This window comes from Pseudomonas sp. SED1, from assembly GCF_034044025.1.
Taxonomy (GTDB): Bacteria; Pseudomonadota; Gammaproteobacteria; order Pseudomonadales; family Pseudomonadaceae; genus Aquipseudomonas.
The window spans coordinates 19,059-43,385 of record NZ_JAXCIS010000023.1; the positions used below are offsets into that span (position 1 = coordinate 19,059).

Here is a 24,327-nt window from a genome sequence, read left to right on the forward strand (position 1 = left end):
CACGCTCCAGTCTAGGGAGGTGCCGCAAACGAGGATGCCGAAAGCGCGATTAAAGCAGCGTGCCGTGCTGAAATTGCGCCCAGGACGGCAGGCTCTGCTAGGCCCTCAGCGAACCGAGCAAGCCTTGCAAAAAGCGCTCGCCGGCGTCCATCTGGCTGATCTCGATAAACTCGTCGGGCTTGTGCGCCTGCTCGATAGAACCCGGCCCGCACACCACCACCGGCACGTCCAGGCGCTGCTTGAACAGGCCGCCCTCGGTGCCGAACGAGACCTTGGAGGTGCCTGTGCCCGGCGCGGCGAATTGCTTGAGAAAGCGCACCGCCTCGACGCTTGGGTGCGTGTCGAGGCCGGGATAGACGTTGATGGTCTCGATCTCGATGGCCGTCACGCTGGACAACTTCTGTGCCTCGCGCACGATCACTTCAGCGCGCTCGCGCATCTGCTCCAGGAACTGGTCCAGATCGTCGGCGGGCAGGTTGCGTACTTCAAAATCCAGGGTGCACAGGTTAGGCACGATATTCAGCGCCTTGCCGCCGACGATCTGCCCCACATGCACGGTGCTGTAGGGCACGTCGTAGTCGCTGTCCTGTGCGCCGTGGTGTTGCAGTTGCTGCTGGCTCTGGCGCAGGGCAGCGATAAAGTCGCACGCCACATGAATCGCATTGACCGAGCGTGGCGCCAGGGACGAATGGGCCTCCTGGCCCCGGCAATACGTGCGGTAAGAGCCCTTGCCCTTGTGGCCCAGCACGAACTGCATATTGGTCGGCTCTCCGATCACGCACAGAAACGGCCGCACCGGCGCCAGGTGCAGCACGTCGAGCAAGCGGCGCACACCGACGCAACCGATCTCTTCGTCATGGGACAGCGCCAGTTGCAGCGGGCGGTTCAGGCTGTGGTCGGCGGCATCCAGCATCGCGTCGATGGCCAGGGCGATAAAGCCCTTCATGTCGCAACTGCCGCGCCCATAGATACGCCCATCCTGCACGGTGGCGGCGAAGGCGGGAAAGGTCCAGGCCTGCCCCGCCGCCGGCACCACGTCGGTGTGCCCGGACAGCAACACCCCTGGCTGCTCCTTGGGCCCGGTGCTGGCGAACAGATTGGCCTTCTTGCCGCTCTGGTCTTTGACGATCAGCGACTCGATGCCTTTGGTCAGCAGCAGGTCACGCACGTAGTCGATCAGGGCAAGGTTGGATTCCGACGACACGGTGTCGAAGGCCATCAGTTGTTTGAGAATCTCGAGAACGCGGGGTTTCATGAGGCCTGGCTCCGTTGCTCGGCAGGTGGGGCGAAGCGGGTGATGCAAAACGGTTCGATCGGGGTACTGGTGCTCCCGGTGCTCAGCAGTTCGGCCATCACATCACCGACGCCCGGGCCGAGCTGGAAGCCGTGGCCGCAAAAACCGAACGCATAAAACAGGCCGTCGACGGTGCCGCTGGCGCCCATCACCGGCAGCGAGTCCGGCAGGTAGCCTTCGATGCCACTCCACACGCGGATGATATTCAGGTTACCCACGCCCGGCAGCAGGCGGCGCATCTGGCTGACCTGGTTGAGGATGCTGCGCGGTTCCACATAGGCGCGGCGGTTGAGCATGTCTGGCTTGCTCCGGTAACCGCCGCCGATGACGATATTGCCCCGGGGAATCTGGCGGAAGTAGATCACTTCTTCAGGAATTTTGGTGTACACGCCAATAACCGTCGGCAGCGCATAAGGCACCGGCTCAGTCACCGCCATTTGCGGGCCGTGGGTGTCCAGCGGTACCGGTTCGCCGAACTGCGCCGAGAGTTTCTGGCCCCAGGCGCCGGCGGTGATCAACAGTTGCGCGGCGTGGAACTGGCGGCCATCGGTGGTGGTGATCTGAAAGTCAGCGCCGACCTTCTGCACCTCGGCGACTTCAGTGCGCTCTTCAATCTGCGCCCCCAGGCGCCGCGCTGCGCGAGCAAACGCCGGCGCGGCCAGACGCGGGTTGGCGTGGCCATCGTGAGGCGCATAGGAGCCGCCCTTGACGTCGGGGCCGAGGAAGCCGAAACGTCGATGCAGCTCGGCACCGCGATAAATCTTCAGGTCCAGCTGTTCAGCTTCCGGCGCGGCCGCATAGGCTTCCAGCTCGGCGATTTCATCTTCGCGGTAACACACGCGCATGTGGCCGCTGGGGATGAACTCCAGGTCGTCATCGATCAGTTCCGGCAGGCGCTTCCACAGCGCCCAGGAGCGGTTGGCCAGGGCCAGTTGACCAAGGAAGCGCCCTTGCCGGCGCACGTTGCCGAAGTTGACGCCACTGGCGTACTGGCCGATCTGGTCGCGCTCCAGCAGGATCACCGACAGCCCGCGACGACGCAGAAAAAACGCGGTCGCCGAGCCCATCACACCACCGCCGACAATCACCACATCGGCTTTTTGAACGCTCATGGCGATACCTCCTCGGTAATCAGCATCGACAAGGGTTTGACTGGCGCCTGGCCGCGCTGACGACCGACCTCCTGGACCGGCACACCGGCAGCGGCGGCGATCACTTCTGCCCCGGCCTGGGAGCAATAACGCCCCTGGCAACGGCCCATGCCCACGCGGCTGAACGCCTTGGCGCGATTGACCTCGCAGGCGCCCTTCTCTTTCACCGTGCGGCGCAACTCGCCGGCGCTGATCATCTCGCAGCGGCACACGATGGCGCTGTCCGGCAGGGCCTTGGCCTGTTCGCTGGGCCAGGGGAACGCCTGGGCCAGGCCAAGGCGAAACTGATCCATCAACGCCAAGGCCTGCTGTTGCTCATCACGCAGCGCGGCGTTCACCGGTTGCTGCAGATCTTCAAGCAGCGCCAACGCCACCAGGCGCCCGGCGTGTTCGGCGGCATCCGCGCCGCGAATCTTCGAACCGTCACCGGCCGCATACACGCCTTTCACCGAGGTACGTCCGGCGTCGTCGGTGGCCAACCACCATTGGCTGGAGGCGTGGTCGAACGCCATGGTGCAGCCAGCCAGGTCGCCCAACTGGGTTTCCGGTCGCAGGTGATAGCCCAGCGCAACGGCATCGGCCTGCACCGTAGCCACCCGCCCACTGCCCGTGGTGAACCGCACGCCCATCACACCATTGGCCGCGTCGCCCATGACTTGCAGCGGCTTGATCCCCAAGTGCACCGCCACCTTGGCGCGGTACAGTTGGGCCAGCAGCTTGATCCCGGTAAACAGCAAGCCCGGCCGCGCCAGCAGTTTGGGCAGGGCCTTCAGGCGCAGGCTAAAGGGAGACGTATCGAGCACCGCAGCCACTTCGGCGCCGGCCTTGACGTATTGGCTGGCGACCAGGTACAGCAACGGCCCGCTGCCCATGAACACCACGCGATGGCCGATGGACACGGCCTGGTTTTTCAAAGCGATCTGCGCCCCGCCCAGGCTGTAGGTGCCCGCCAGTTGCCAGCCTTCGATGGGCATCAAGCGGTCGGTGGCGCCGGTGCAGAGGATCAGCGCATCGTAATCCACGGTGCTGTGGTGCCCCTGGCTCACACAACACAGTTGCCCAGGCGTCAGGTTCCACACCAGGGTGTCGGGGCGGTAGTCAATGGCGCCGCGCAGGCGATCAAAACTCTGGTGCAGGTGCTGGGCCTTGGCGGCTTCGCTGCCGTACAGGGTGGTGTAGTCCCGGGTGAAGCCGTCGGGCTGACGGCGGTAGATCTGCCCACCGTCGCGGCGGTTTTCATCAATCAGGATCGGCTTGATCCCGGCCGCCAGCAAGGTTTCGGCGCAGCGCACGCCCGCCGGCCCGGCGCCCACAATAACTACCCGTGCAGTGGCCATGTCGCCTCCGGTTGTGTGGTAACGATGTCCAGCCCGTCACGGACTTCATTGGAGCAGGCTCGCAGGCGTTCGCCGCTGCGGGTCCATACCCAGCAGTCCTGGCACGCGCCCATCAGGCAGAAACCGGCGCGGCGCCCGCTGTCGAATTCCGACTGGCGCAGCGCGTTGCCCTGGGTCAACAGCGCGACCATCAGGGTGTCGCCCTGCAAGGCCTCGATGACTGCACCATCCACGGTCAGGCTGACCGTCGGCCGGCCCTGTTCGGCCAACCTCACAAAACGCCCCTTCATGCATAGGCTCCCAAGCTGGTGGTGGTGACGCCCCGCTGGGTATTCAGCAACTGGGCGCTGTCGTGGTGGCAAAGGATTTCACCGCCGTTGTCGAGGGCTCGGCGACTCGGCGCAGTACGGTTGCACAGGCCGTCGACGCGTACCGGGCAGCGATTGAGGAAGGTGCACAGTTCCGGCACGTTGGCCCGCTCGCCAATCACCGGCAGCGTTTCGCACGCGGTGTCGCAGGTTTCCAGCCAGCCCTGACGCAACTCGGGCACCGAGTGAATCAGCAGGTCGGTGTAAGGGTGAAACGGTGGCTCGGCAAACGACTGACGGCTGCCGGCCTGCACCTTGTGGCCGCTGTACATCACCACAATGTCATCGCACAACGCGCGCACGGTGGAGATGTCATGGCTGATAAACAGGTACGACACCCCCAGTTGCTGGCGCAGGTCGCGCAGCAGTTCGAGGATCGCCGCGCCCACCACCGTGTCGAGGGCCGAGGTGACTTCATCGCACAGGATCAGGTCGGGCTTGGCCGCCAGCGCGCGGGCCAGGTTGACCCGCTGCTTTTGCCCGCCGGACAGCTCGTTGGGACGACGTTCGGCGAGGGAGCGCGGCAGGCGCACCAGGTCCAGCAACTCACCGACGCGCGCCGTCAAGGCAGCGCCCTTGAGGCCGAAATACATCTTCAGCGGACGGCTGAGGATGGCCGCCACGCTGTGCATCGGGTTGAGCGCAGTGTCGGCGTTCTGGAACACCATCTGGATACGGCGAAACTGCTCCGGGCTACGCTCGGCGAGGCTGCCGCCCAAGGGTTGCCCGTCGAAGGTCAGGCCGCCGAGGGCCGGGGTCAACAGCCCGGCCACTACCCGCGCCAACGTGGACTTTCCGGAGCCCGACTCGCCGATCACGCCGATGGCCTGGCCACGGCGCACCGTGAGATCGATGTCTTCGAGCACCCGAATCGACGGCATGCCGTGCATGTTTTTGTTGCCGTAACCGGCGGTGAGGCCGCTGATGGTCAGCAGTGGCACGTCTTCGGCAATCCCGCTGGGCGGGCGAATGGTGGTGTCTGGCCGCGCAGCAGCCAGCAGGCTGCGGGTGTACTCGTGGGTCGGCGCCTTGAGCAGCGGCGCCGTGGCGCTTTGCTCGAGAATCTGCCCGCCATTGAGCACTACGATCTGGTCGGCCATTTGCGCGACCACCGCCAAGTCATGGGACACGTAAACGGCCGTGGCGCCGCGCTCGCGCACCACGCGTTTGAAGGCGCGCAGCACATCGATCTGGGTGGTCACGTCCAGCGCCGTGGTCGGCTCGTCGAGCACCACCAGCACCGGGTCGCTGATCAGCGCCATCGCTGCCATCACCCGTTGCAGTTGCCCGCCGGAGACTTGGTGCGGGTAGCGCCGGCCAATGCGTTCGGGATTGGGCAGGGCCAGGTCGCGAAACAAGCCGATGGCCTTGGCTTCCAGCTCGACCCGGGTGCCCAGGCCATGGATCAATGCACCTTCCACCACTTGGTCGATGAGCTTTTTGGCCGGGTTGAAAGCCGCTGCGGCGCTTTGGGCGATATAGGACACGCGATTGCCGCGCAGGCCCTGCAGCTGTTTTTCGCTCAAGGCGAGCATGTCGTGTTCACCGACCTGCACCACCCCGCCAGACAAACGACAGCCGCGCCGTGCATACCCGAGCAAGGCCAGGGCGATGGTGGTCTTGCCCGAGCCGGACTCGCCGATCAACGCCAGCACTTCGCCTTTTTCCAGGGCAAAGCTCACGCCTTTGACGATTTCTACCTCGCCCTGCTCACCGCAGGCCACCACGCGCAGGTCTTCGACGCGAATCAATTGGGTCATTTCAATGGCCTCCCGTGCGTCGACTACGGCGTGATGACAGGTAGTCGATCAGCAGATTCACACCGATGGTCAGTGTGCCAATGGCCAGCGCCGGAATAATGATGGCCAGCGCGCCCTGATTGAGGCCGCCGATGTTTTCGCGCACCAGCGAGCCGAGGTCGGCGTCTGGCGGTTGCACGCCGAGGCCGAGAAAACTCATGCCGCTGAGCAACAGCACGATGTAGCCGAAACGCAGGCCCAGGTCAGTCAATACCGGGTTGAGCATATTCGGCAGGATTTCCATGCACGCCACGTACAACCGGCCTTCGCCGCGAGTGCGCGCAACCTGCACGTACTCCAGGGCCTCGATATTCACCGCCATGCTGCGGGCAACGCGGAACGAGCCCGGGATGTAACTGATAACCGCCGTGCAGATCAGCAGCGTCACTGACGAGCCAAACGCCGAGACCATGATCAGCGCAAGCATTTTGCTTGGGATCGAGATAAAGGCATCCATGATGCGGCTGATGATCTCGTCCAGCCACTTGGGCGAGACCACGGAGAGCAGCGCACACCCGGTGCCGAAGGTGCTGGCCAACAACGCCGCCACCAGCGCCAGCCCGACGGTGAATCGCGCGCCCACCAATACCCGGCTAAGCATGTCGCGGCCCAGGTAATCGGTGCCGAACGGATGAGTGAGGCTGAAGCCTTCGAAGATGTTGTCGGACACCACTTCACCCACCGGGTGTGGTGCCAGCCAGGGGCCGAACAGCGCCACCAGCAACCAGATGACGCACACCACGGCGCCCACCAGCCCCAGCCAGGACGGGCCGCTGGAAACCTTGGCGAGGGCCAGCGCAGAGGACACAGGCTTGGATTTCGCAATGATCGGGTTCATTGGTTTCTCAGCCTCGGATTGGACAGGATTGCGCACAGGTCGGCGATCAGCACCAACGCCAGGTAGGCCGCGCAGAACAACATGGTGCACGCCTGCACCAGCGCCATGTCACGGTTGGTCACGGCATCGACCATCAAGCTGGCGATGCCGGGATAATTGAAGATGGTTTCGACGATCACCACCCCGCCCAACAGGTAGGACAGGCTCAGGGCGATGGCATTGGCAATCGGCCCGATGGCATTGGGCAAGGCATGGCGCAGCACAATGCGAATCGGACTGACGCCTTTGAGGCGGGCCATTTCCACGTAGGGGCTGTCGAGTTGGTCGATCACGGCGGCGCGGGTCATGCGCGCCATTTGCGCGACGATCACGCAGCACAGCGTCATCACCGGCAAGGCATAGGTGCGCATGAATTGCAGCGGCGAGGTGATGTCGCTGGCGTAAGACAGCGCCGACAACCAGCCGAGGTTGACCGCGAAAATCAGCACCGCCAGGGTTGCCACCAGAAACTCCGGCACCGCGACCATCGCCAGGGTAATAAAGCTCAGGCAGCTGTCGATGCGCCCGCCCCGGCCCATCGCCGAGCCAATCCCCAATACCAGTGCCACCGGCACCGAGACCAGCGCCGTGGCGCCCGCCAGCATCAGGGTGTTGGGCACCCGGCCCGCCATCAGTTCACCCACCGGCATGGCGTTGGACACCGACACGCCCAGGTCGCCGGTGAGCAGGCTCATCAACCAGTGCAGGTAACGCAACACACCGGGCTGGTCCAGCCCCAGCTTCAGGCGCAGTGCCGCCACCTGCTCAGGGGTCGCGAACTGGCCGAGGGATTGCTGCGCCGCGTCCCCCGGCAGCACCGCCGTGATCGCAAACACGACCATGGACACGATCAACAAGGTCACGGCCCCGGCGCCGAAACGCCGGGCGATCAACCACAGTGTATTGCTATTCATCGCACCGCCCTCCTCACGCGTCCAACCACACCTGCTCGGCAAACATGTAGCCCATGAAACCGCCCAGCGGGTTGGTGCCGTAGCCTTTGATGCGCTGGTCGACACCGTCGATGTTGCTGATAAATACCGGCACACCGATACCGCAGTGGTCGTGCACCAGGGTCTGCATGTCGCCATACATTTTGGCGCGCTTGGCGTCATCGGTTTCGCCACGGGCCAGCATCAACAGCTGGTCGAACTGATCGTTCTGCCAGCCGGACTCGTTCCACGGCGCCTTGGACTGGAAGAACTGCGAGAACATCACGTCGGCATTCGGCCGAGGGTTGATGTTGCCGAAGCTCAACGGGTGCTTCATCCAGTGGTTGGACCAGTAGCCGTCGCTCGGCAGGCGGTTCACATCCAGCTTGAGCCCGGCCTGTTTCGCCGATTGCTGCAACAGCACGGCGATGTCCACCGAACCGGTGGCGGCAGGCGACGCCATGACCGGCATAGTGATGCTTTCCATGCCGGCTTTCTTCAGCAGGAACCTGGCTTTTTCCGGGTCGTAGACCGTCTGCGGCAGATCGGCGTTGAAGTAACGTGAACCCGGCGCAATCGGGTGGTCGTTGCCGACCACGGCAAATCCCCGGAACACCGCAGACTTGACCTGCTCACGGTCGAGCAGCAGCTTCATGGCCTGGGTGAATTCCGGGCTTTTGCCGGGTAACTGGTCCTGGCGAATGATCAAGTCAGTGTAGTTGCCCGACGGCGCATCCACGACCCGGTGTTTGGCACTCGCGGCAATGCGCGTGGTGGAGCGCGGGTTGACCTCGTTGATCATGTGCACGTCGCCCGACAGCAGCGCGTTGACCCGCGATGGCTCGTCGGCGATGGCAATGAACTCGATCTCGTCGAGGTACGGCAAGCCCGGTTTCCAGTAGTTCTTGTTGCGCACGGCAATCGAGCGCACACCCGGTTTGAACTCACCGACAGTGAACGGGCCGGTGCCGATGCCTTTGTTGAAATCGGTGGTGCCCTCGGGAACGATCAGCAAGTGCGACACAGCGAGGATCGACGGCAACTCGGCGTTGGGCGCGCTAAGGCGAATTTGCACCTCGTTCGGCCCGCTGGCCTTGATCTCGGCGAACTGCTCCATCAGCGGCATGACTTTGGAGCCGGTCAGCGGGTCTTTGTGGCGGTTCAGGGAGAACACCACGTCGGCGGCCGTCAGGGCCTTGCCGTTGTGAAAGGTCACGTCTTTGCGCAGGGTGATGGTCCATACCGTGGCATCGGTATTGTCGATGCGTTCAGCCAGTTCCAGTTGCGGCACCAGGTGCTTATCGAAACGGGTCAGGCCGTTGTAGAACATGTAGTGGCGTGCATAGTCGGTGGACAGCGCGCCCTTGGCCGGGTCGAGCGTGTCGGCGGTGGAGCTGGACATGCCGGCGACACGGATCTTGCCACCGGGTTTGCCTTTGCCCTCAACGGCAGCTTCATCGGCGAACAACTTGCCGGCACTGCCGAACAGGCTGCCCGCACCGGCTGCGGCCACACCGGCAACGCCCAGCATTTGCAAAGCGTTACGGCGTGACATGCCACGGTTGAGACTTTCGAACACCCGCAGGCTTTCCTGGCCGGAAATGAGCTCGGGTGTGTTTTTGTTGTCAGTCATAGCAAGGCTACCTGTCGATAATCGGGAGAATCGAGTGCTCACGGATGTCCGGAGCGTCCTGGAAACGCAAACGACGGTGACGCAACAACGGCAACTCAGTGCAAATAGTCCTGGAAACGGTAATAGGCGCCCACGAACGGCAGGAACCAGGGTTTGCCGAAATGCCCGGGAATCGCCGGCCACTCCAGTTCACGCCACGGGTTGGCCGCCGTGTTGCCCGCCATGACGTCGGCCATGACCTGGCCCATGTGCACCGACATCTGCACGCCATGGCCGCTGTAGCCCATGGAATGGAACACGCCGCCATGCTGGCCGGCGCGGGGCAGGCGGTCGGACGTCATGTCCACCAGGCCGCCCCAGCAGTAGTCGATCTTCACGTGCGCCAACTGCGGGAACATATTCAGCATCGCCGCCTGCAGCACCTTGCCGCTCTTGGCGTCGGAGACGCTGTCAGACATGGCAAACCGTGCACGCCCGCCAAACAGCAGGCGGTTGTCCGGCGTCAGGCGAAAGTAGTTGCCGATCATGCGGCTGGTCACATAGGCGCGGCGCAGCGGCAGCAACTGATCGATCAGCGCTTGGGGCAAGACCTCGGTGGCGATGACAAAACTGCCCACCGGCACAATGCGCCGGCGGTACCAGCCGAGGTCGCCATGCTGGCAGGCGCCAGTGGCCAGCAACACTTGTCCGGCGTGCAGCGAGCCTTTGGCGGTGTTGACCTGATAGCCGCCGGCCTGGGCCTTCCAGTCCTTGACGGCAGTGTGCTCGTAGATCATCGCGCCACGCCGCGCGGCCGCCTCGGCCAGGCCAACCCCGAAGCGACCGACATGCATCTGCACGCCGTTGCGTTGCAGCAAGCCGCCGTGGAACTGGGTCGAGTTGACTTCGGCGAGGGTCTGCTCGGCGGTGAGCAATTCGACGTCGGCGTCCACCTCCCGGCGGATCAGCTCACAGGTGCGGGCCAGGCCTTCGTAATGCAGGGGCTTGGCCGCCAGCTTGAGCTTGCCGTTGCGCACCAGGTCGCAGGCGATGTTTTCCTGCTCGACCAGCGAAACCACGGAGTGCACCGCACTTTCATAGGCCTGGTAATAAGCGCGGGCCTTATCGGCGCCGAGGCTGGCGTGCAAACCGGCGTAGTCCTGAGCCACCCCGGTGTTGCACTGCCCACCGTTGCGGCCCGAGGCTTCCCCGATCACTCGCCCGGCGTCCAATACCACTACGCTGGCGCCCTTGAGCGCCAACGCCCGCGCCGCCGCAAGGCCAGTGAACCCACCGCCGACCACTGCAACATCGACCTGCTTGGGCAAGCCGCCCGGATGGGCACCGGTAAATGCCGGTGCGGTGTCTAGCCAATAGGATTCACTGCCCATGCTTTACCCCTTGGTGTGCTGTTACAGACCGACCAACGCTGGCAGCCCACCAATATCGGTGATCTGCTGGTAACCGTAAAACGCATTGCCTGGCACTTCGTGGCCACGGGCAACAAACGCCTTGTTTTTGATCTTCATGTCATGGGCCGGCATCAGGTCATAACGGAAGCTGGAAGACACATGCAAGATGTCGTCCGGGCCGCAACCCAGGTTGTCGAGCATGAATTCGAAGGCGGCCAGGCGCGGCTTGTAGGCCTGGGCCTGTTCGGCAGTGAATACTTTGTGGAACGGCGCGCCGAGCTTGTCGACGTTGGACATGATCTGACTGTCGCTGGCATTGGAGAAGATCACCAGGGGAATCTTGTCGGCGATCTTCGACAGACCGGCCGGCACGTCCGCGTGGGGTCCCCAGGTCGGCACGGCGTCGTAATACAGCTGGCCTTCCTCGCGATACTCGATCCCCCAGCGCTTGCAGGTACGGGCCAGGGCGGTCTTGAGAATTTCGTCGTAGGGGCGCCAGTCGCCCATGACCTGGTCGAGGCGGTAGGCGGAGAAGTCCTTGACGAATTGGTCCATCTGCTCAGGGGTGATGCGATCGGCGAAGAGCTCGCGGGTCATGGTGCCCATATGAAAGTTGGTCAGCGTACCGTAGCAGTCGAACGTAATGAATTTGGGACGAAGAAAGCTCATGGAGTGCGGTCCTGAAGTTCGTTGAGTGTGACAAGCGTTCACTGCCCTGGCGGCGCGTACGCCTCGTTGCAGCACAGGTTCATTACACCACTGTGAAATCAGCATATGCCGTCTAAAAAGACCTTCGCTCAATACAAACCACCGTTTTGGTGGCCGGGCTCAGCAGACTTTGCGGTGCGCGCCAGGCTTGGGCAGGGCCTGTGTTTGTGCGCTTTATGGGGGCTTTCAGGGGCAGAAAGGCTTAAGGACGGGGGTGAGGGCGGCAGAAAGTGTGGCTGGTTGGGATTGCGTACATTGCCGTGACCGCGCAAGGAAGATGTACGCGGAAAAGCGCCTTGGCATTTGCTGCTGCACCCCCACCCCAATTAAGTAGTAACTGTGGCCGCGCAACACACTGCCCAAGGAATCTACCGAATATTCCCGCCCCACTTGCCAGCCTCTAAAACAGGTGGGATACAAGCATCCTCGTGCTGCACAAAACGCTCTATGGAGGCTCGCCATGTCCGCCCTGCCACACCCTGCTTATGTATACCGCCCGATGACCGCGGCCGATTTGCCGGCCGCCCATGCCTTGTCGGTGCAACTCAAATGGCCTCACCGCCTGGAAGACTGGGCCATGTTGCAACGTGTCAGCGACGGTTTCGTGGTGATGGATGGCGAGCGCCTGATCGGCAGCGCCTTCACCTGCCCCCAGGGCGACTACGCCACCATCGGCCTGGTGATCGTCAGCAATGACTACCAGGGCCAGGGCATCGGCCGTCGCTTGATGGAAAAAGCCCTCGCCGCGTGCGATGCGCGCACGCCGGTCCTCAACGCCACCCTCGCCGGCGCCCCGCTGTATACCAGCCAAGGGTTCGTCGAATTTGGGCGGGTGCAGCAGCATCAGGGCCAAGCGTTGGTGCCCGCCCTGGCGCAGTTGGCCGATGGCGAAACCTGCCGCGCCCTGCACGCCGACGACCACCCCAGCCTGCTCGCGCTGGCCAAAGCCGCCAGTGGCCTGGACCGCCGCGAAGTACTGCGCGACCTGCAGGTGGAACACGCGGTGGGCATCGAGCGCGACGGCCAACTACGCGGCTTCGCCCTGCTGCGGCCGTTTGGTCGTGGGCGCTGCATTGGCCCGGTGGTTGCCGAAAACATCGATCAGGCCAAGCACTTGATCGCGGTACTGCTGGCCCAGGTGCCGGATGCCTTTGTCCGCATCGACATTCCCGTCGCCTGCGGCCTCAGCGACTGGCTGGAACTCGCCGGGCTGAAGAACATCGACACCGTCGCGCAGATGGCCCTGGGCACACCGCCCCGGGCCAGCCAAGGCGTACACCCCTTTGCCCTGATCACCCAGGCGATCGGCTGACTTTCCTTCCGGAGCATTGCCCATGTCCTCTCCCCGTATCCTGCTGTTGGCTCGCGCCGACGGCAGCCGCGTTGCCACGTCTTTCAATACCGGCGCCTTGAGCGCGCTGGACCCTTTCGGCGACACCCGCCAACTCGCCTGGCTGGGCGATGATGGCGTGTCCGCAGGGCTGGTGACATTTAGCGGCGAAGCCGTGATCGAAGACTTCCCCCACAGCGAAACACTGGTGGTGCACGCAGGCCATGTGGTGCTGGACAGTGCAGAACAGACATTGGAGCTGGGGGTCGGCAGCAGCGCCGTGATCGGTCGTGGCACACGCCTGACGGTGCAGGCGAGCGCAGGCAGCCAATGGGCGTTCTGCGCCGTCGACCAAGCCGATGCTCCGGCGCGCCCGGGCCTGACCTTGCTCGCCCGGCATACCCTGCTCAATCCCTCCGCCGCGCCCGAGCCACAGATCCTGATCGGCCCTCCCCCGCAGTGCCGCGCGTTCAACCTGTTCGATGATGAGGTCACTGAGTTGCGCATCGGCATCTGGGACTCGACGCCCTACGCCCGCCACGGCCGCCCGCACAAACTGCATGAATTGATGCACCTGCTCGAAGGCAGCGTCACGCTGCAAGGCGACGAGGGAGTTGCGGTGACGGTTAACCGTGGCGACACGGTATTCGTGGCCAAAGGTGCGCCGTGTGCCTGGAATAGCACGGTGTATGTACGCAAGGTCTACGCCGTGAAATAAGGCGCAGATCAGGCTTTCAGCGCCTCTTCCATAAACGCCACCAATGCCTGGACGCGCGGGCTGCGAAGCTTGCGCGACGGCACCAGGAGGATGATCGGCGCACTGTCAAAACTCCAGTCTGCCAACACGCGCACCAAGCTGCCGCTGGCAACGGCGTCGCTGACATCCCACTGCGAACGCAGCACCAACCCCAAGCCTTGCTCGGCCCAGCGCCGGGCAACGCTTCCATCATTGCTCAGCAACGCCGGCTCCACGCGCAGCGTCTTGCGGCCCTGCCCTTTACGCAGGTGCCAGAGCGTGACGTCTTCATCATTTTCACGAATGCAAATGCAGCGATGGGACGCCAGTTCATCCGGTGATGACGGCACACCGTGCGCTTGCAGGTAGGCTGGGCTCGCGCATAACCAGCGCTCGTTTGGCGTGAGCGGCCGCGCTGTCCACAGGCTGTCATTGAGATGGCCGATGTGAATCACCGCATCGCTGTCATGACGATCAGGCCAGGGGGTCTCGCGTAAATCCAGGTGCAGGCACAGCTGTGGGTGAATTCGGGCAAAACGTGCCAACAGCGGTGCGACTCGCTGCCGACCATAGCCAAATGGCGCCGCCAACCTCAAGGTGCCCACCAGCGTTTCATCCTGTTGCCTGAAAGACTCCGGCAGTGCTTCAAGCTGCTCCAGCAGCAGCGCACTTTCCCGCGAGAACCGCTCGCCATCTGCCGTAAGGCTGAGGCGTCGGGCATCGCGATTGGCCAGGGTCAGCCCCAGGAACGTCTCCAATTTACGCAGGCGCATGGAGAGCGCCGGCGGGGTGACGTTCAGGGCTCTGGCCGCAGCGCTCAGTGATTCAGAGCGCGCAAGGGTGACGGCCAACCGCAAGTCTTCGATGGAAATCATTCAATTTTACTTAATGATTGATTAGCCATGATTGAACCACAAGTTAAGGACAGCTGAGTAGAGTTCAGGGTGTACCCAGCCACTTGAGTCCCGCCATGTCCATGCAGATTTCCACCCTAGACACGCCTGCCGCGCTCATCGACCTTACGCGAATGCAGCACAACATCCAGCGTATGCAACAGCGCATGGGCACCCTTGGCGTACGTTTGCGCCCGCACATCAAAACCAGCAAGTGCTTGCCGGTGATCCAGGCACAGATTGACGCTGGGGCCAGCGGCGTCACGGTTTCCACCCTCAAAGAAGCCGAACATTGTTTCACCGCAGGCATCAGCGATGTGTTCTACGCCGTCGCCATCGCACCGGGCAAGCTGCCTCAGGCCCTGGCCCTGCGGCGCAAAGGCTGCAACTTGAGCCTGCTCACCGACAGCGTCTCAGGCGCCCGCGCCATCGTCGCATTCGCGCAGCGACATGACGAACGCTTCGACGTATGGATCGAAATCGATTGCGACGGCCATCGCTCAGGCCTGGCCGCCCAAGACCCTGTGCTGATTGAGGTGGCGCACCTCCTCAACGACGGCGGTATGCGCCTGCGGGGGGTGATGACCCACGCGGGCTCCAGTTACGAGCTGGACACCCTTGAAGCCCTGCAAGCGCTGGCCGAACAGGAACGTGCCCTCTGCGTAAGCGCCGCCCACACCATCCGCGAAACCGGGCTGGCGTGCTCCGAGGTCAGTATCGGCTCAACCCCCACGGCCCTCTCGGCCCTGAACCTGGACGGGGTCACCGAAGTGCGGGCGGGCGTGTATGTGTTTTTTGACCTGGTGATGCGCAACATTGGCGTGTGCCAGGCCGACGAGTTGACACTCAGCGTACTGACCACGGTGATCGGCCATCAGCCGGACAAAGGCTGGATCATCACCGACGCCGGCTGGATGGCCATGAGCCGTGACCGTGGCACACAGCGCCAGCGCCAGGACTTCGGTTATGGCCAAGTGTGTACCGAAGCCGGCGACTGGATCGACGGCGCGCTGGTCACGGGCGCCAACCAGGAACATGGCATCGTCACCCTGGGCGCCACCGCCAGTGACGACGTTGCTACACGCTTCCCCATCGGTAGCCGGCTACGCATTCTCCCCAACCATGCCTGCGCCACTGGCGCGCAGTTCCCGGACTATCACGCCGTGGACGCCATAGGCGACGTGCACACCTGGAGCCGCCTCCATGGCTGGTAATCAACCAGGTTCGAAAAGCCAGGTGCTGATTATCGGGGGCGGCATCATGGGCGCCTCGTCGGCGTTTTTCCTGCGGCGGCGAGGCTGCTCGGTCACGCTGCTGGAACGCGACCAGATCGGTCAGTACGCCAGCGGTGTGAACTTCGGCAACGTGCGCCGCCAGGGCCGCTACCTGGGGCAACTGGAGCTGGCCAATCGTTCCTGGGCGTTGTGGAAACGCCTGCCCGAGCTGATCGATGACGACCTGGAGTTCATCCCCAGTGGCCACATGCGCGTGTGCTATCGCGAAGATGAAATCGCTGAACTTGAGGCCTACGCCGCCGCGCCGGAAGCCGCGCAACTGGACTTGAAAATCTATCGCGGCGCCGAGCTGCACCGGCGCTTTGGTTTCCTCGGCCCGGAGGTGAAAGGCGGCTCCTATGCGCCTCACGATGGTCACGCCAACCCGCGCCTCGCCGCGCCGGCGTTTGCCCGTGCAGCCCGGCGTCTCGGGGCACGAATTGAAGAAAAGACCGAAGTCGCCGACGTGGAAAAGGTCAATGATTTATTCCATGTCACCACCACCGATGGGCAGTTGTTCGTCGCCGAGCAACTGTTGATTACCGCCGGTGCCTGGGCTGCCCGCTTGTCCGAGCGCTTTGGTGAGCCGGTGCCGCTGGAGCCCAACGGCCCGCAGATGTCGGTCACGGAACCGGTGCCCTACGCCTTGCCGACCGTGATCGGTGTGTTCACCAAAATCAAGGAAGAGGTGATCTACTTCCGCCAGATCCCGCGCGGCAACATCGTCATCGGCGGCGGCAACCGCTGTACGCCGGACATGATCAACCGACGGGCGTTTTTCAAACCCGAAAGCCTGCTCAACCAGATGCGCCAAATGCGGCGACTGTTACCGGGGGCCGAAAAGCTGAACATCATCCGCGTGTGGAGCGGTATCGAGAGCTACACCCCGGACTCCCTACCGGTGATGGGCCCGAGCGGCAGCGTGGACGGGTTGTTTTATGCCTTCGGTTTCTGTGGCCACGGCTTCCAGCTTGGCCCCGGCGTGGGGGATGTCATGGCCGAGCTGATCAGCACCGGCAGCACCAGCACCTTGATCAGCCCCTTCGATATCCGACGGTTTACCCAACCCTCTACGGTGCCTGCAAACGCCTCCACTACAGGAAAACTGATATGAGCCACGCCTACGTTTATCGCACAGTCACCGCCGCCGACATGCCCGCCGCCCACGCGCTGTCCGTGCACCTGAAATGGCCTCACCGCGAGGAAGATTGGGCGATGGTGCAACGCACGTCCGAAGGCTTTGTCGCTGAACATGACGGCAAATTAGTGGGCGTGGCATTCGCCTGCCATCAGGGGGCTTATTCCTCCATCGGCCTGGTGATTGTGAGCGAGCAACACCAGGGCAAAGGCATCGGGCGCCAACTGATGAACCTGTGCCTGTATGCTACGGCCCCGCGTACGCCAATCCTCAATGCAACCGAGTCAGGGGCGCCGTTGTACACCAGCCTGGGCTTCGTCGACTTTGCGCACATTCAGCAACATCAGGGCGTACCGCAAGCTCCGGCACCCATGCCGTTGACCCGGCATGCCCACTGTCGCGTATTGAGCCTGGCTGATTACCCGACGGTGATCGAACTGGCCAATGCCGGCAGCGGCCTGGACCGCACCGAGGTACTCAACGACCTGCTGCCCACTGCCGAGCACGTGGTTGGCATCGAGGTCGAAGGGCAACTCAACGGTTGCGCCCTGCTCCGCCGATTTGGTCGGGGCCATATCATTGGTCCTGTCGTTGCACACAATCAGGAACAGGCCCGACAGTTGATCACTCACCTGCTGCGGTTGATTCCGGGTCAGTTCGTGCGCTTCGACATTCCCACCGCCTGTGGTTTGGCCGACTGGCTGGAGAGCCTGGAGCTACTAAGCGTCGACAAAGCGCCGCGAATGGTCCTGGGTGTGCCCCCGCAATCAAGCGCCGGCATCACCCAGTTTGCGCTGGTGACGCAAGCAATCGGCTAGGTCGCAAAGCCAGCCTGCCAGATTCAGCAGATTATCCCTTGCAACGTTGAATAACGGCATCTTTGGGCTGGGACCTTTTGCTAGCTTAGCCAGACACCGGGCCTTGCTGTTCGCAGCGCCTATTGCCGCTCCAGGGAGCCAGTTGAATGACCAAATACGCGTCGAACAGCCACAGCATTGTTACGCAACCGTCTGAGCAGTTTTATATCGACGGGCGCTGGGTTTCCCCGGTCATTGCGGCCAGTTTGCCGGTGGTGAATCCGGCCACTGAGGAGGTGGTTGCACAGGTCGCAAGCGGGTCTGCCGAGGATGTGGATCGGGCCGTCGCGGCAGCACGTGCGGCGTTTGCCGGTTGGTCTGCAACGCCCGCGGCGTCCAGGGCGCTGGTGCTTGGGAGAATCCACGAACTTATCCTTGAGCGCAAAGAGCAACTTGCGCAGGCGCTCTCCCTGGAAATGGGCGCCGCCATCGGCTTCGCTCGGGCGATGCAGGTGCCGCTGGCGGCAGAGCACGTTCGGGTCGCCCGTGATTTGCTCACCCGCTATCGCTTCCAGACGGTGGAAGGCGGTACCGCCATCCAGCGCGAACCCATAGGCGTCTGCGGTCTTATCACGCCGTGGAACTGGCCGCTGTATCAGATCACCGCCAAAGTCGCCCCGGCCATCGCTGCCGGTTGCACCGTGGTCTTGAAACCCAGCGAACTGTCGCCGCTGAGTGCCCTGCTGTTCGCACAACTGGTGCATGACGCAGGCCTGCCGCCTGGGGTGTTCAACCTGGTCAATGGAAGCGGTGCCCAGGTCGGCGCAGCCATGGCGGCACATCCGGATATCGACATGATCTCAATCACCGGCTCCAACCGCGCAGGTGCGCTGGTCGCCCAAGCGGCAGCCCCAACGGTGAAACGCGTCACCCAGGAACTGGGGGGCAAGTCGCCGAATGTGCTGCTGCCCGACGCCGACTTCGCCAAGGCCGTACCGCTGGGCGTGATGTCCGCGTTTCGCAACGTCGGGCAATCGTGCAGCGCGCCGACCCGCATGATCGTGCCAAAAAACCGCTTGGCCGAGGTCGAAGCCCTGGCGGCGGCGACCGCGAATGCGCTCATCGTGGGCGACCCGCAATCGGAAGACACGCAGTTGGGCCCCATCGCCAACGAAGCCCAGTTCAATCGCGTCCAGGCGATGATCCAAGCAGGCCTCGACGAGGGTGCGAAACTGGTGTGCGGTGGGCCTGGGCGTGTGCTGGGTTTTGACAAGGGGTTCTATACCCGCCCCACGGTTTTCTCCGAAGTGAATAGCGCCATGCGCATTGCCCAGGAAGAAATCTTCGGCCCGGTGCTGTGCATCATTGCGTATGAGACGGTGGATGAAGCCGTCGCCATCGCCAACGACACGGTATACGGCCTGGGCGCCCACGTTCAGGGCCACGACTTGACGCAGGCACGTGCCGTGGCGTCGCGTATTCGTGCAGGGCAAGTGCACCTGAACTACCCGGCGTGGAATCCGATGGCGCCGTTTGGTGGCTACAAGCGCTCAGGCAATGGTCGGGAGTATGGCGTGCAGGGGTTTGAGGAGTATCTGGAAACAAAGGCTATTATTGGGTTTGGGGAATGAGTTATGGGGCTGTGGTGAGGGAGTAATTTCGCAGGCATGAAAAAGCCCAAGCGTTACCGCTTGGGCTAAGTCATTGAATTATATGGTCGGGACGGAGTGATTCGAACACTCGACCCCTAGCACCCCATGCTAGTGCGCTACCGGACTGCGCTACGCCCCGACTAGGCGTTTTACTGGGTTCGCTTCGCAACGAAGCGATCAGGAATATACCGCAAGCTTTTGAAATGTGGAAGTATTTTAAAAGCCGGAATTACTTCTTCAAAACCACCAGCACATCTTCGAGTTCGGAGATCATCTGGCGGATCATTTGCTTGTATTGGGTGGTGTCGTCTTTGGCTTCATCACCGGACATACGCTGGCGCGCGCCGCTGATGGTGAACCCCTGGTCGTACAGCAACGCACGGATCTGTCGGATCATCAGCACATCCTGGCGCTGATAATACCGACGGTTCCCGGTGCGTTTGACGGGGTTGAGTTGAGGAAACTCCTGCTCCCAATAGCGCAGCACGTGCGGTTTTACCGCACAGAGCTCGCTGACTTCACCAATGGTGAAGTAGCGCTTGCCTGGGATGACGGGCAGTTCGTCGTTATGACTTGGTTCCAGCATACGCCTCAACTCGGGCCTTCAACTTCTGCCCTGGACGAAAGGTGACCACACGGCGAGCCGTGATCGGGATTTCTTCTCCCGTTTTTGGATTGCGGCCAGGCCGCTGGCGTTTGTCCCGCAGGTCAAAATTGCCGAAACCGGACAATTTGACCTGTTCGTTGTCTTCAAGAGCGTGCCTGATTTCTTCAAAGAACAGCTCGACCAATTCCTTGGCCTCGCGCTTGTTCAGGCCCAGCTCTTCATACAGACGTTCCGCCATCTCAGCTTTCGTCAAAGCCCCCATACGTCACTTCCTTAACGTGGCGTTTAACCTTTGTTCGAGCGAGGTGAGGATATTTTGTGTCGTCGTATTCACCTCATCGTCATTAAGAGTGCGCGATGGATGCTGCCAGGTCAAGCCAACTGCAAGGCTTTTTCTATGCGGATCAATGCCTTTACCCTGATAAACGTCAAATAGCCTGAGGTCTGTCAGCCATTCCCCTGCATTTTCACGGATTACGTCCAGAACAGCACTGGCCCCAACGCCTTGATCGGCAATCAGCGCCAGATCACGCCGTACTTCAGGGAAACGCGACAACTCGCTGAATTTAGGCATTTTGCCCGAGGCCACTTCAGCCAAGACTAGCTCAAAAACGAAGACTGGACGGTCCAGCCCCAAGGTTTTCGACAGTTCAGGGTGGATCGCGCCAACGAAGCCCACCAGGCGACCTTCACGTTCGATACGTGCGGTCTGGCCGGGATGCAACGCAGGGTGTTTGCCGGGGGTGAACGTGAACACATCCAGCGCACCGGCAAAGCCCAACACGGCTTCCACATCCGCCTTGACGTCGAAGAAGTCGACGGTGTCGCGACCTTGTGCCCAGCCTTCCGGCAGGCGACTGCCGCAGACTACGCCAGCCAGCATCGGCTCTTGCTTCAGACCATCCAGTTGACCGACAAAACGCAGGCCGCTTTCGAACATGCGCACGCGGTCTTGCTGACGGTTCAGGTTGTGGGAAAGCGCTTTCACCAAGCCCGGCCACAGCGACGAGCGCATGGCAGCCATGTCGTTGGAGATCGGGTTAGCCAGCAACAGCGGCTCGACACCCGGGTTGAACAGTTCGAATTGCTTCGGATCGATGAAGCTGTAGGTCACCGCTTCCTGATAACCACGGGCAACCAGCAGGCGACGCAGTTCCGGCAGATGTGCACGGGCTTCAGCTTTCGGCTGCGGGGCCAGACGCGCTTGCGGGTAACGAACCGGCAGGCGGTTGTAGCCGTACAGGCGGGCCAGCTCTTCGATCAGGTCGACTTCCAGACTGATATCGAAGCGATGGCTTGGCACTTCTACGTGCCACTGCCCTGCTTCACCAGCAGAGATGCCGAGGCCGAGGGCCGACAGCAGGCGCTCGATTTCAACCGGGTCGATCACCAGGCCGAGCACTTGCTCAACGGCCTTGGCACGCAGGACGATCGGTGCAACCGACGGCAGGTGCTGCTCGCTGACGGTTTCGATGATCGGGCCGGCTTCGCCGCCAGTGATTTCCAGCAGCAGGCCAGTGGCGCGCTCCATGGCTTCACGGGCCAATTGCCAGTCCACGCCACGCTCGTAGCGGTGCGAGGCGTCGGTGTGCAGGCCGTAGGAACGGGCCTTGCCAGCGATGGCGATCTGATCGAAGAAGGCGCTTTCGAGAAAGATGTCGCGAGTGGTTGCGGACACACCGCTGTGCTCGCCACCCATCACGCCGGCAATCGCCAGGGCACGGGAATGGTCAGCGATCACCAGGGTGTCGGCACGCAGGCTGACTTCCTGGCCGTCGAGCAGCACCAGCTTCTCGCCCTCTTCGGCCATGCGTACGCGGATGCCGCCATTGATTTCGGCGAGATCGAAGGCGTGCAGCGGTTGGCCCAGTTCCAGCATCACGTAGTTGGTGATGTCGACGGCAGCGTCGATGCTGCGTACTTCTGAACGACGCAGGCGCTCAACCATCCACAGCGGGGTTGGCTTGGACAGGTCGACGTTACGGATCACACGACCCAGGTAACGTGGGCAGGCGTTAGGGGCCAGCACTTCGACCGAACGCACTTCGTCGTGCACCGCAGGCACGGCGGCAACCACCGGACGGGTGACGGTGGCGGCGTACAGCGCACCGACTTCACGCGCCAGGCCCGCCAGGGACAGGCAGTCGCCGCGGTTCGGGGTCAGGTCGACCTCGATGCTGGCGTCTTCCAGTTCCAGGTAAACACGGATGTCCTGGCCCACCGGCGCGTCGGCCGGCAGTTCCATCAGGCCATCATTGCCTTCGCCGACCTGCAGCTCCGCCTGGGAGCACAGCATGCCGTTGGACTCAACGCCACGCAGCTTGGCCTTCTTGATCTTGAAGTCGCCTGGCAGTTCGGCCCCGATCATCGCGAACGGGATTTTCAGGCCCGGACGCACGTTTGGCGCTCCGCACACGACCTGGAAGGTTTCCGCGCCATTGCTGACCTGGCACACACGCAATTTGTCAGCGTCCGGGTGTTGCTCGGTGCTCAGCACCTCGCCCACTACCACGCCACTGAAAACACCGGCAGCCGGCGTCACACTATCGACCTCAAGGCCGGCCATCGACAGACGAGCAACCAGCTCGTCGCGACTTACCTGCGGGCTTACCCAGCCACGCAGCCATTGTTCACTGAATTTCATCCTGCTCTCCTAAAGATCCGTTACGACTAGCGAAATTGCGCGAGGAACCGCAAGTCGTTGTCGAAGAACAGACGCAAGTCGTTCACGCCGTAACGCAGCATGGCCAGACGCTCAACGCCCATGCCGAAGGCAAAGCCCGAGAATTCTTCCGGGTCGATCCCGGACATGCGCAGCACGTTGGGGTGAACCATGCCGCAACCCATCACTTCCAGCCAGCCGGTCTGTTTGCAAACGCGGCAGCCTTTACCGCTGCACATCACGCATTCCATATCGACTTCAGCGGACGGCTCGGTGAACGGGAAGAACGAGGGACGGAAACGCACCGCCAGTTCCTTCTCGAAGAACACCCGCAGGAACTCTTCGATGGTGCCTTTGAGGTCGGCGAAGTTGATGTCGCGATCAACCAGCAGGCCTTCGACCTGGTGGAACATCGGCGAGTGGGTGATATCGGAGTCGCTGCGGTACACACGGCCTGGGCAGACGATGCGGATCGGCGGCTTCTGCGATTCCATGGTGCGGACCTGTACCGGCGAGGTATGGGTGCGCAGCAGCATGTTCGCATTGAAATAGAAGGTGTCATGCATCGACCGGGCCGGGTGGTGGCCTGGGATGTTGAGCGCCTCGAAGTTGTGATAGTCGTCTTCGACCTCAGGGCCTTCGGCAATGCCGTAGCCGATGTGGGTGAAGAACTGCTCGATACGTTCCAGAGTCCGGGTAATCGGATGCAGGCCGCCCGAGGTCTGGCCACGGCCAGGCAGGGTTACATCAATGGACTCGGCGGCGAGCTTGGCCGCAAGATCGGCCTCCTCGAGCGACGCCTTGCGCGCATTGAGAACCTCTGTAACACGCTCCTTGGCCACGTTGATCAGCGCACCGACTTGCGGACGCTCTTCAGCCGGCAAATTCCCCAGGGTCTTCATCACCTGAGTCAATTCACCCTTTTTGCCAAGGTAGTGAACCCGGATTTGCTCCAGGGCATTGATATCTTCTGCGCTTTGCACAGCCTCTAGTGCTTGAGAGACCAGCGCATCCAGGTTTTCCATGTACAGACTCCAGATACAAAATAGGGGAAGAGCTTGAAGGCTCTTCCCCTATTTAAGACGTTTAACACCTTGGGCCGCGGAAGCGACCCAGGGTGACTGTCGGGGGTACTTAAGCCAAGGTGGCTTTAGCTTTCTCGACAATCGCAGCAAACGCCGCTTTTTCGTTCACTGCCAGATCAGCCAGAACCTTACGGTCGATCTCGATGGACGCTTTTTTCAGGCCAGCGATGAAACGGCTGTAGGACAGACCGTTAACACGTGCACCAGCGTTGATACGAGCGATCCACAGAGCGCGGAACTGACGTTTTTTCTGACGACGGTCACGGTAGGCGTATTGGCCAGCCTTGATAACCGCTTGCTTGGCAACACGGAATACGCGTGAACGCGCGCCGTAGTAGCCTTTAGCAAGTTTCAGAATTTTCTTGTGGCGCTTACGCGCCATGACGCCACGCTTTACACGAGCCATGAGTTACTTCCTCTATTCTTGACTAAAATTAACGAAGGCGCAGCATGCGCTCGACTTTTGCGACGTCAGACGGATGCAGCAAGCTGCTACCGCGCAGTTGACGCTTACGCTTGGTCGACATTTTAGTCAGGATGTGGCTCTTGAAAGCGTGCTTGTGCTTGATACCGTTAGCAGTTTTCAGAAACCGCTTAGCAGCACCACTTTTAGTTTTCATCTTTGGCATGTTCGGTACTCCGCATTCAGTTGATAAACATAAT

At 62.2% G+C, this 24,327-nt stretch carries 23 protein-coding genes and 1 tRNA gene; 6 read left to right on the forward strand and 18 right to left on the reverse strand.

Annotated elements, in window-relative coordinates:
• Positions 1-97: 97 nt before the first annotated feature.
• From argE to SNL23_RS03035, 10 genes are all read right to left on the reverse strand, one after another.
• On the reverse strand, positions 98-1,255 hold the full coding sequence (gene argE / locus SNL23_RS02990; RefSeq protein ID WP_318301569.1) for an acetylornithine deacetylase: 1,158 nt from the start codon (positions 1,253-1,255) through the stop codon (positions 98-100).
• Positions 1,252-2,406: an NAD(P)/FAD-dependent oxidoreductase gene (locus SNL23_RS02995; RefSeq protein WP_318301570.1), complete on the reverse strand. Its 1,155-nt coding sequence runs from the start codon at positions 2,404-2,406 to the stop codon at positions 1,252-1,254. The genes argE and SNL23_RS02995 overlap by 4 nt, the downstream gene beginning before the upstream one ends.
• Positions 2,403-3,782, reverse strand: a complete 1,380-nt coding sequence (locus SNL23_RS03000; RefSeq protein ID WP_318301571.1) for an FAD/NAD(P)-dependent oxidoreductase — start codon at positions 3,780-3,782, stop codon at positions 2,403-2,405. The genes SNL23_RS02995 and SNL23_RS03000 overlap by 4 nt, the downstream gene beginning before the upstream one ends.
• Positions 3,764-4,072 carry a (2Fe-2S)-binding protein gene (locus SNL23_RS03005; protein WP_167665066.1) on the reverse strand — a complete coding sequence of 103 codons (309 nt, stop codon included), beginning with the start codon at positions 4,070-4,072 and terminating at the stop codon, positions 3,764-3,766. Before SNL23_RS03005 ends, SNL23_RS03000 begins: the two co-directional genes overlap by 19 nt.
• Entirely contained in the window at positions 4,069-5,910 is a 1,842-nt protein-coding gene (locus SNL23_RS03010) for an ABC transporter ATP-binding protein (protein WP_318301572.1), read from the reverse strand. The genes SNL23_RS03005 and SNL23_RS03010 overlap by 4 nt, the downstream gene beginning before the upstream one ends.
• A 1-nt stretch (position 5,911) precedes the next feature.
• The gene (locus SNL23_RS03015) at positions 5,912-6,787 is read right to left on the reverse strand and encodes an ABC transporter permease (RefSeq protein WP_167665068.1); all 876 of its coding nucleotides are present in this window, start codon (positions 6,785-6,787) and stop codon (positions 5,912-5,914) included.
• Complete coding sequence (locus SNL23_RS03020) at positions 6,784-7,740, reverse strand: ABC transporter permease (RefSeq protein WP_318301573.1); 957 nt, start codon at positions 7,738-7,740, stop codon at positions 6,784-6,786. Before SNL23_RS03020 ends, SNL23_RS03015 begins: the two co-directional genes overlap by 4 nt.
• Positions 7,741-7,753: 13 nt before the next feature.
• The gene (locus tag SNL23_RS03025) at positions 7,754-9,391 is read right to left on the reverse strand and encodes an ABC transporter substrate-binding protein (protein ID WP_318301574.1); all 1,638 of its coding nucleotides are present in this window, start codon (positions 9,389-9,391) and stop codon (positions 7,754-7,756) included.
• Between the two features lie 95 nt (positions 9,392-9,486).
• Entirely contained in the window at positions 9,487-10,761 is a 1,275-nt protein-coding gene (locus SNL23_RS03030; RefSeq protein WP_318301575.1) for an NAD(P)/FAD-dependent oxidoreductase, read from the reverse strand.
• Between the two features lie 21 nt (positions 10,762-10,782).
• Positions 10,783-11,451: a haloacid dehalogenase type II gene (locus tag SNL23_RS03035; RefSeq protein ID WP_017478856.1), complete on the reverse strand. Its 669-nt coding sequence runs from the start codon at positions 11,449-11,451 to the stop codon at positions 10,783-10,785.
• A gap of 499 nt (positions 11,452-11,950) precedes the next feature.
• Between SNL23_RS03035 and SNL23_RS03040 the strand changes: the two genes are divergently transcribed.
• Together SNL23_RS03040 and SNL23_RS03045 are read left to right on the forward strand one after the other, a co-directional pair.
• Positions 11,951-12,802: a GNAT family N-acetyltransferase gene (locus SNL23_RS03040; protein WP_318301576.1), complete on the forward strand. Its 852-nt coding sequence runs from the start codon at positions 11,951-11,953 to the stop codon at positions 12,800-12,802.
• A 22-nt stretch (positions 12,803-12,824) separates the two neighbouring features.
• Complete coding sequence (locus tag SNL23_RS03045) at positions 12,825-13,538, forward strand: cupin domain-containing protein (RefSeq protein WP_167665073.1); 714 nt, start codon at positions 12,825-12,827, stop codon at positions 13,536-13,538.
• Positions 13,539-13,546: 8 nt separating this feature from the next.
• Here the strand turns inward: SNL23_RS03045 and SNL23_RS03050 are convergent, their stop codons facing one another.
• Entirely contained in the window at positions 13,547-14,431 is an 885-nt protein-coding gene (locus tag SNL23_RS03050; RefSeq protein WP_318301577.1) for a LysR family transcriptional regulator, read from the reverse strand.
• Between the two features lie 95 nt (positions 14,432-14,526).
• Here SNL23_RS03050 and SNL23_RS03055 point away from each other — a divergent pair, with 95 nt between their 5' ends.
• From SNL23_RS03055 to SNL23_RS03070, 4 genes are all read left to right on the forward strand, one after another.
• Positions 14,527-15,663: a DSD1 family PLP-dependent enzyme gene (locus tag SNL23_RS03055; protein ID WP_318301578.1), complete on the forward strand. Its 1,137-nt coding sequence runs from the start codon at positions 14,527-14,529 to the stop codon at positions 15,661-15,663.
• The gene (locus tag SNL23_RS03060) at positions 15,653-16,837 is read left to right on the forward strand and encodes an NAD(P)/FAD-dependent oxidoreductase (RefSeq protein WP_318301579.1); all 1,185 of its coding nucleotides are present in this window, start codon (positions 15,653-15,655) and stop codon (positions 16,835-16,837) included. Before SNL23_RS03055 ends, SNL23_RS03060 begins: the two co-directional genes overlap by 11 nt.
• Positions 16,834-17,679: a GNAT family N-acetyltransferase gene (locus SNL23_RS03065; protein ID WP_318301580.1), complete on the forward strand. Its 846-nt coding sequence runs from the start codon at positions 16,834-16,836 to the stop codon at positions 17,677-17,679. The genes SNL23_RS03060 and SNL23_RS03065 overlap by 4 nt, the downstream gene beginning before the upstream one ends.
• Positions 17,680-17,825: 146 nt before the next feature.
• A complete protein-coding gene (locus SNL23_RS03070) occupies positions 17,826-19,289 on the forward strand; it encodes an aldehyde dehydrogenase family protein (RefSeq protein WP_318301581.1) in 1,464 nt (487 codons plus the stop codon).
• An 83-nt stretch (positions 19,290-19,372) separates the two neighbouring features.
• On the opposite strand, the gene SNL23_RS03075 is transcribed toward SNL23_RS03070, so the two are convergent.
• From SNL23_RS03075 to rpmI, 7 genes are all read right to left on the reverse strand, one after another.
• A tRNA-Pro gene (locus tag SNL23_RS03075) sits at positions 19,373-19,449 on the reverse strand.
• Between the two features lie 90 nt (positions 19,450-19,539).
• A complete protein-coding gene (locus tag SNL23_RS03080) occupies positions 19,540-19,896 on the reverse strand; it encodes a MerR family transcriptional regulator (protein WP_003219935.1) in 357 nt (118 codons plus the stop codon).
• Positions 19,877-20,179, reverse strand: coding sequence for an integration host factor subunit alpha (gene ihfA, locus SNL23_RS03085; RefSeq protein ID WP_002553164.1), 303 nt, complete (start codon positions 20,177-20,179; stop codon positions 19,877-19,879). Before ihfA ends, SNL23_RS03080 begins: the two co-directional genes overlap by 20 nt.
• A 3-nt stretch (positions 20,180-20,182) precedes the next feature.
• Positions 20,183-22,561 carry a phenylalanine--tRNA ligase subunit beta gene (gene pheT, locus SNL23_RS03090; RefSeq protein ID WP_318301582.1) on the reverse strand — a complete coding sequence of 793 codons (2,379 nt, stop codon included), beginning with the start codon at positions 22,559-22,561 and terminating at the stop codon, positions 20,183-20,185.
• A gap of 26 nt (positions 22,562-22,587) precedes the next feature.
• Complete coding sequence (gene pheS, locus SNL23_RS03095) at positions 22,588-23,604, reverse strand: phenylalanine--tRNA ligase subunit alpha (protein ID WP_003219939.1); 1,017 nt, start codon at positions 23,602-23,604, stop codon at positions 22,588-22,590.
• A gap of 109 nt (positions 23,605-23,713) precedes the next feature.
• Complete coding sequence (rplT, locus tag SNL23_RS03100; RefSeq protein WP_003219940.1) at positions 23,714-24,070, reverse strand: 50S ribosomal protein L20; 357 nt, start codon at positions 24,068-24,070, stop codon at positions 23,714-23,716.
• Positions 24,071-24,098: 28 nt separating this feature from the next.
• Positions 24,099-24,293, reverse strand: coding sequence for a 50S ribosomal protein L35 (gene rpmI / locus SNL23_RS03105; RefSeq protein WP_002553160.1), 195 nt, complete (start codon positions 24,291-24,293; stop codon positions 24,099-24,101).
• Between the last annotated feature and the right edge of the window lie 34 nt (positions 24,294-24,327).

Excerpts from the sequence above, each read along its gene's own strand:
- argE (WP_318301569.1), bottom strand. The coding sequence starts at position 1,255 with ATGAAACCCCGCGTTCTCGAGATTCTCAAACAACTGATGGCCTTCGAC.
- SNL23_RS02995 (WP_318301570.1), bottom strand. The coding sequence starts at position 2,406 with ATGAGCGTTCAAAAAGCCGATGTGGTGATTGTCGGCGGTGGTGTGATG.
- SNL23_RS03000 (WP_318301571.1), bottom strand. The coding sequence starts at position 3,782 with ATGGCCACTGCACGGGTAGTTATTGTGGGCGCCGGGCCGGCGGGCGTG.
- SNL23_RS03005 (WP_167665066.1), bottom strand. The coding sequence starts at position 4,072 with ATGAAGGGGCGTTTTGTGAGGTTGGCCGAACAGGGCCGGCCGACGGTC.
- SNL23_RS03010 (WP_318301572.1), bottom strand. The coding sequence starts at position 5,910 with ATGACCCAATTGATTCGCGTCGAAGACCTGCGCGTGGTGGCCTGCGGT.
- SNL23_RS03015 (WP_167665068.1), bottom strand. The coding sequence starts at position 6,787 with ATGAACCCGATCATTGCGAAATCCAAGCCTGTGTCCTCTGCGCTGGCC.
- SNL23_RS03020 (WP_318301573.1), bottom strand. The coding sequence starts at position 7,740 with ATGAATAGCAATACACTGTGGTTGATCGCCCGGCGTTTCGGCGCCGGG.
- SNL23_RS03025 (WP_318301574.1), bottom strand. The coding sequence starts at position 9,391 with ATGACTGACAACAAAAACACACCCGAGCTCATTTCCGGCCAGGAAAGC.
- SNL23_RS03030 (WP_318301575.1), bottom strand. The coding sequence starts at position 10,761 with ATGGGCAGTGAATCCTATTGGCTAGACACCGCACCGGCATTTACCGGT.
- SNL23_RS03035 (WP_017478856.1), bottom strand. The coding sequence starts at position 11,451 with ATGAGCTTTCTTCGTCCCAAATTCATTACGTTCGACTGCTACGGTACG.
- SNL23_RS03040 (WP_318301576.1), top strand. The coding sequence starts at position 11,951 with ATGTCCGCCCTGCCACACCCTGCTTATGTATACCGCCCGATGACCGCG.
- SNL23_RS03045 (WP_167665073.1), top strand. The coding sequence starts at position 12,825 with ATGTCCTCTCCCCGTATCCTGCTGTTGGCTCGCGCCGACGGCAGCCGC.
- SNL23_RS03050 (WP_318301577.1), bottom strand. The coding sequence starts at position 14,431 with ATGATTTCCATCGAAGACTTGCGGTTGGCCGTCACCCTTGCGCGCTCT.
- SNL23_RS03055 (WP_318301578.1), top strand. The coding sequence starts at position 14,527 with ATGTCCATGCAGATTTCCACCCTAGACACGCCTGCCGCGCTCATCGAC.
- SNL23_RS03060 (WP_318301579.1), top strand. The coding sequence starts at position 15,653 with ATGGCTGGTAATCAACCAGGTTCGAAAAGCCAGGTGCTGATTATCGGG.
- SNL23_RS03065 (WP_318301580.1), top strand. The coding sequence starts at position 16,834 with ATGAGCCACGCCTACGTTTATCGCACAGTCACCGCCGCCGACATGCCC.
- SNL23_RS03070 (WP_318301581.1), top strand. The coding sequence starts at position 17,826 with ATGACCAAATACGCGTCGAACAGCCACAGCATTGTTACGCAACCGTCT.
- SNL23_RS03080 (WP_003219935.1), bottom strand. The coding sequence starts at position 19,896 with ATGCTGGAACCAAGTCATAACGACGAACTGCCCGTCATCCCAGGCAAG.
- ihfA (WP_002553164.1), bottom strand. The coding sequence starts at position 20,179 with ATGGGGGCTTTGACGAAAGCTGAGATGGCGGAACGTCTGTATGAAGAG.
- pheT (WP_318301582.1), bottom strand. The coding sequence starts at position 22,561 with ATGAAATTCAGTGAACAATGGCTGCGTGGCTGGGTAAGCCCGCAGGTA.
- pheS (WP_003219939.1), bottom strand. The coding sequence starts at position 23,604 with ATGGAAAACCTGGATGCGCTGGTCTCTCAAGCACTAGAGGCTGTGCAA.
- rplT (WP_003219940.1), bottom strand. The coding sequence starts at position 24,070 with ATGGCTCGTGTAAAGCGTGGCGTCATGGCGCGTAAGCGCCACAAGAAA.
- rpmI (WP_002553160.1), bottom strand. The coding sequence starts at position 24,293 with ATGCCAAAGATGAAAACTAAAAGTGGTGCTGCTAAGCGGTTTCTGAAA.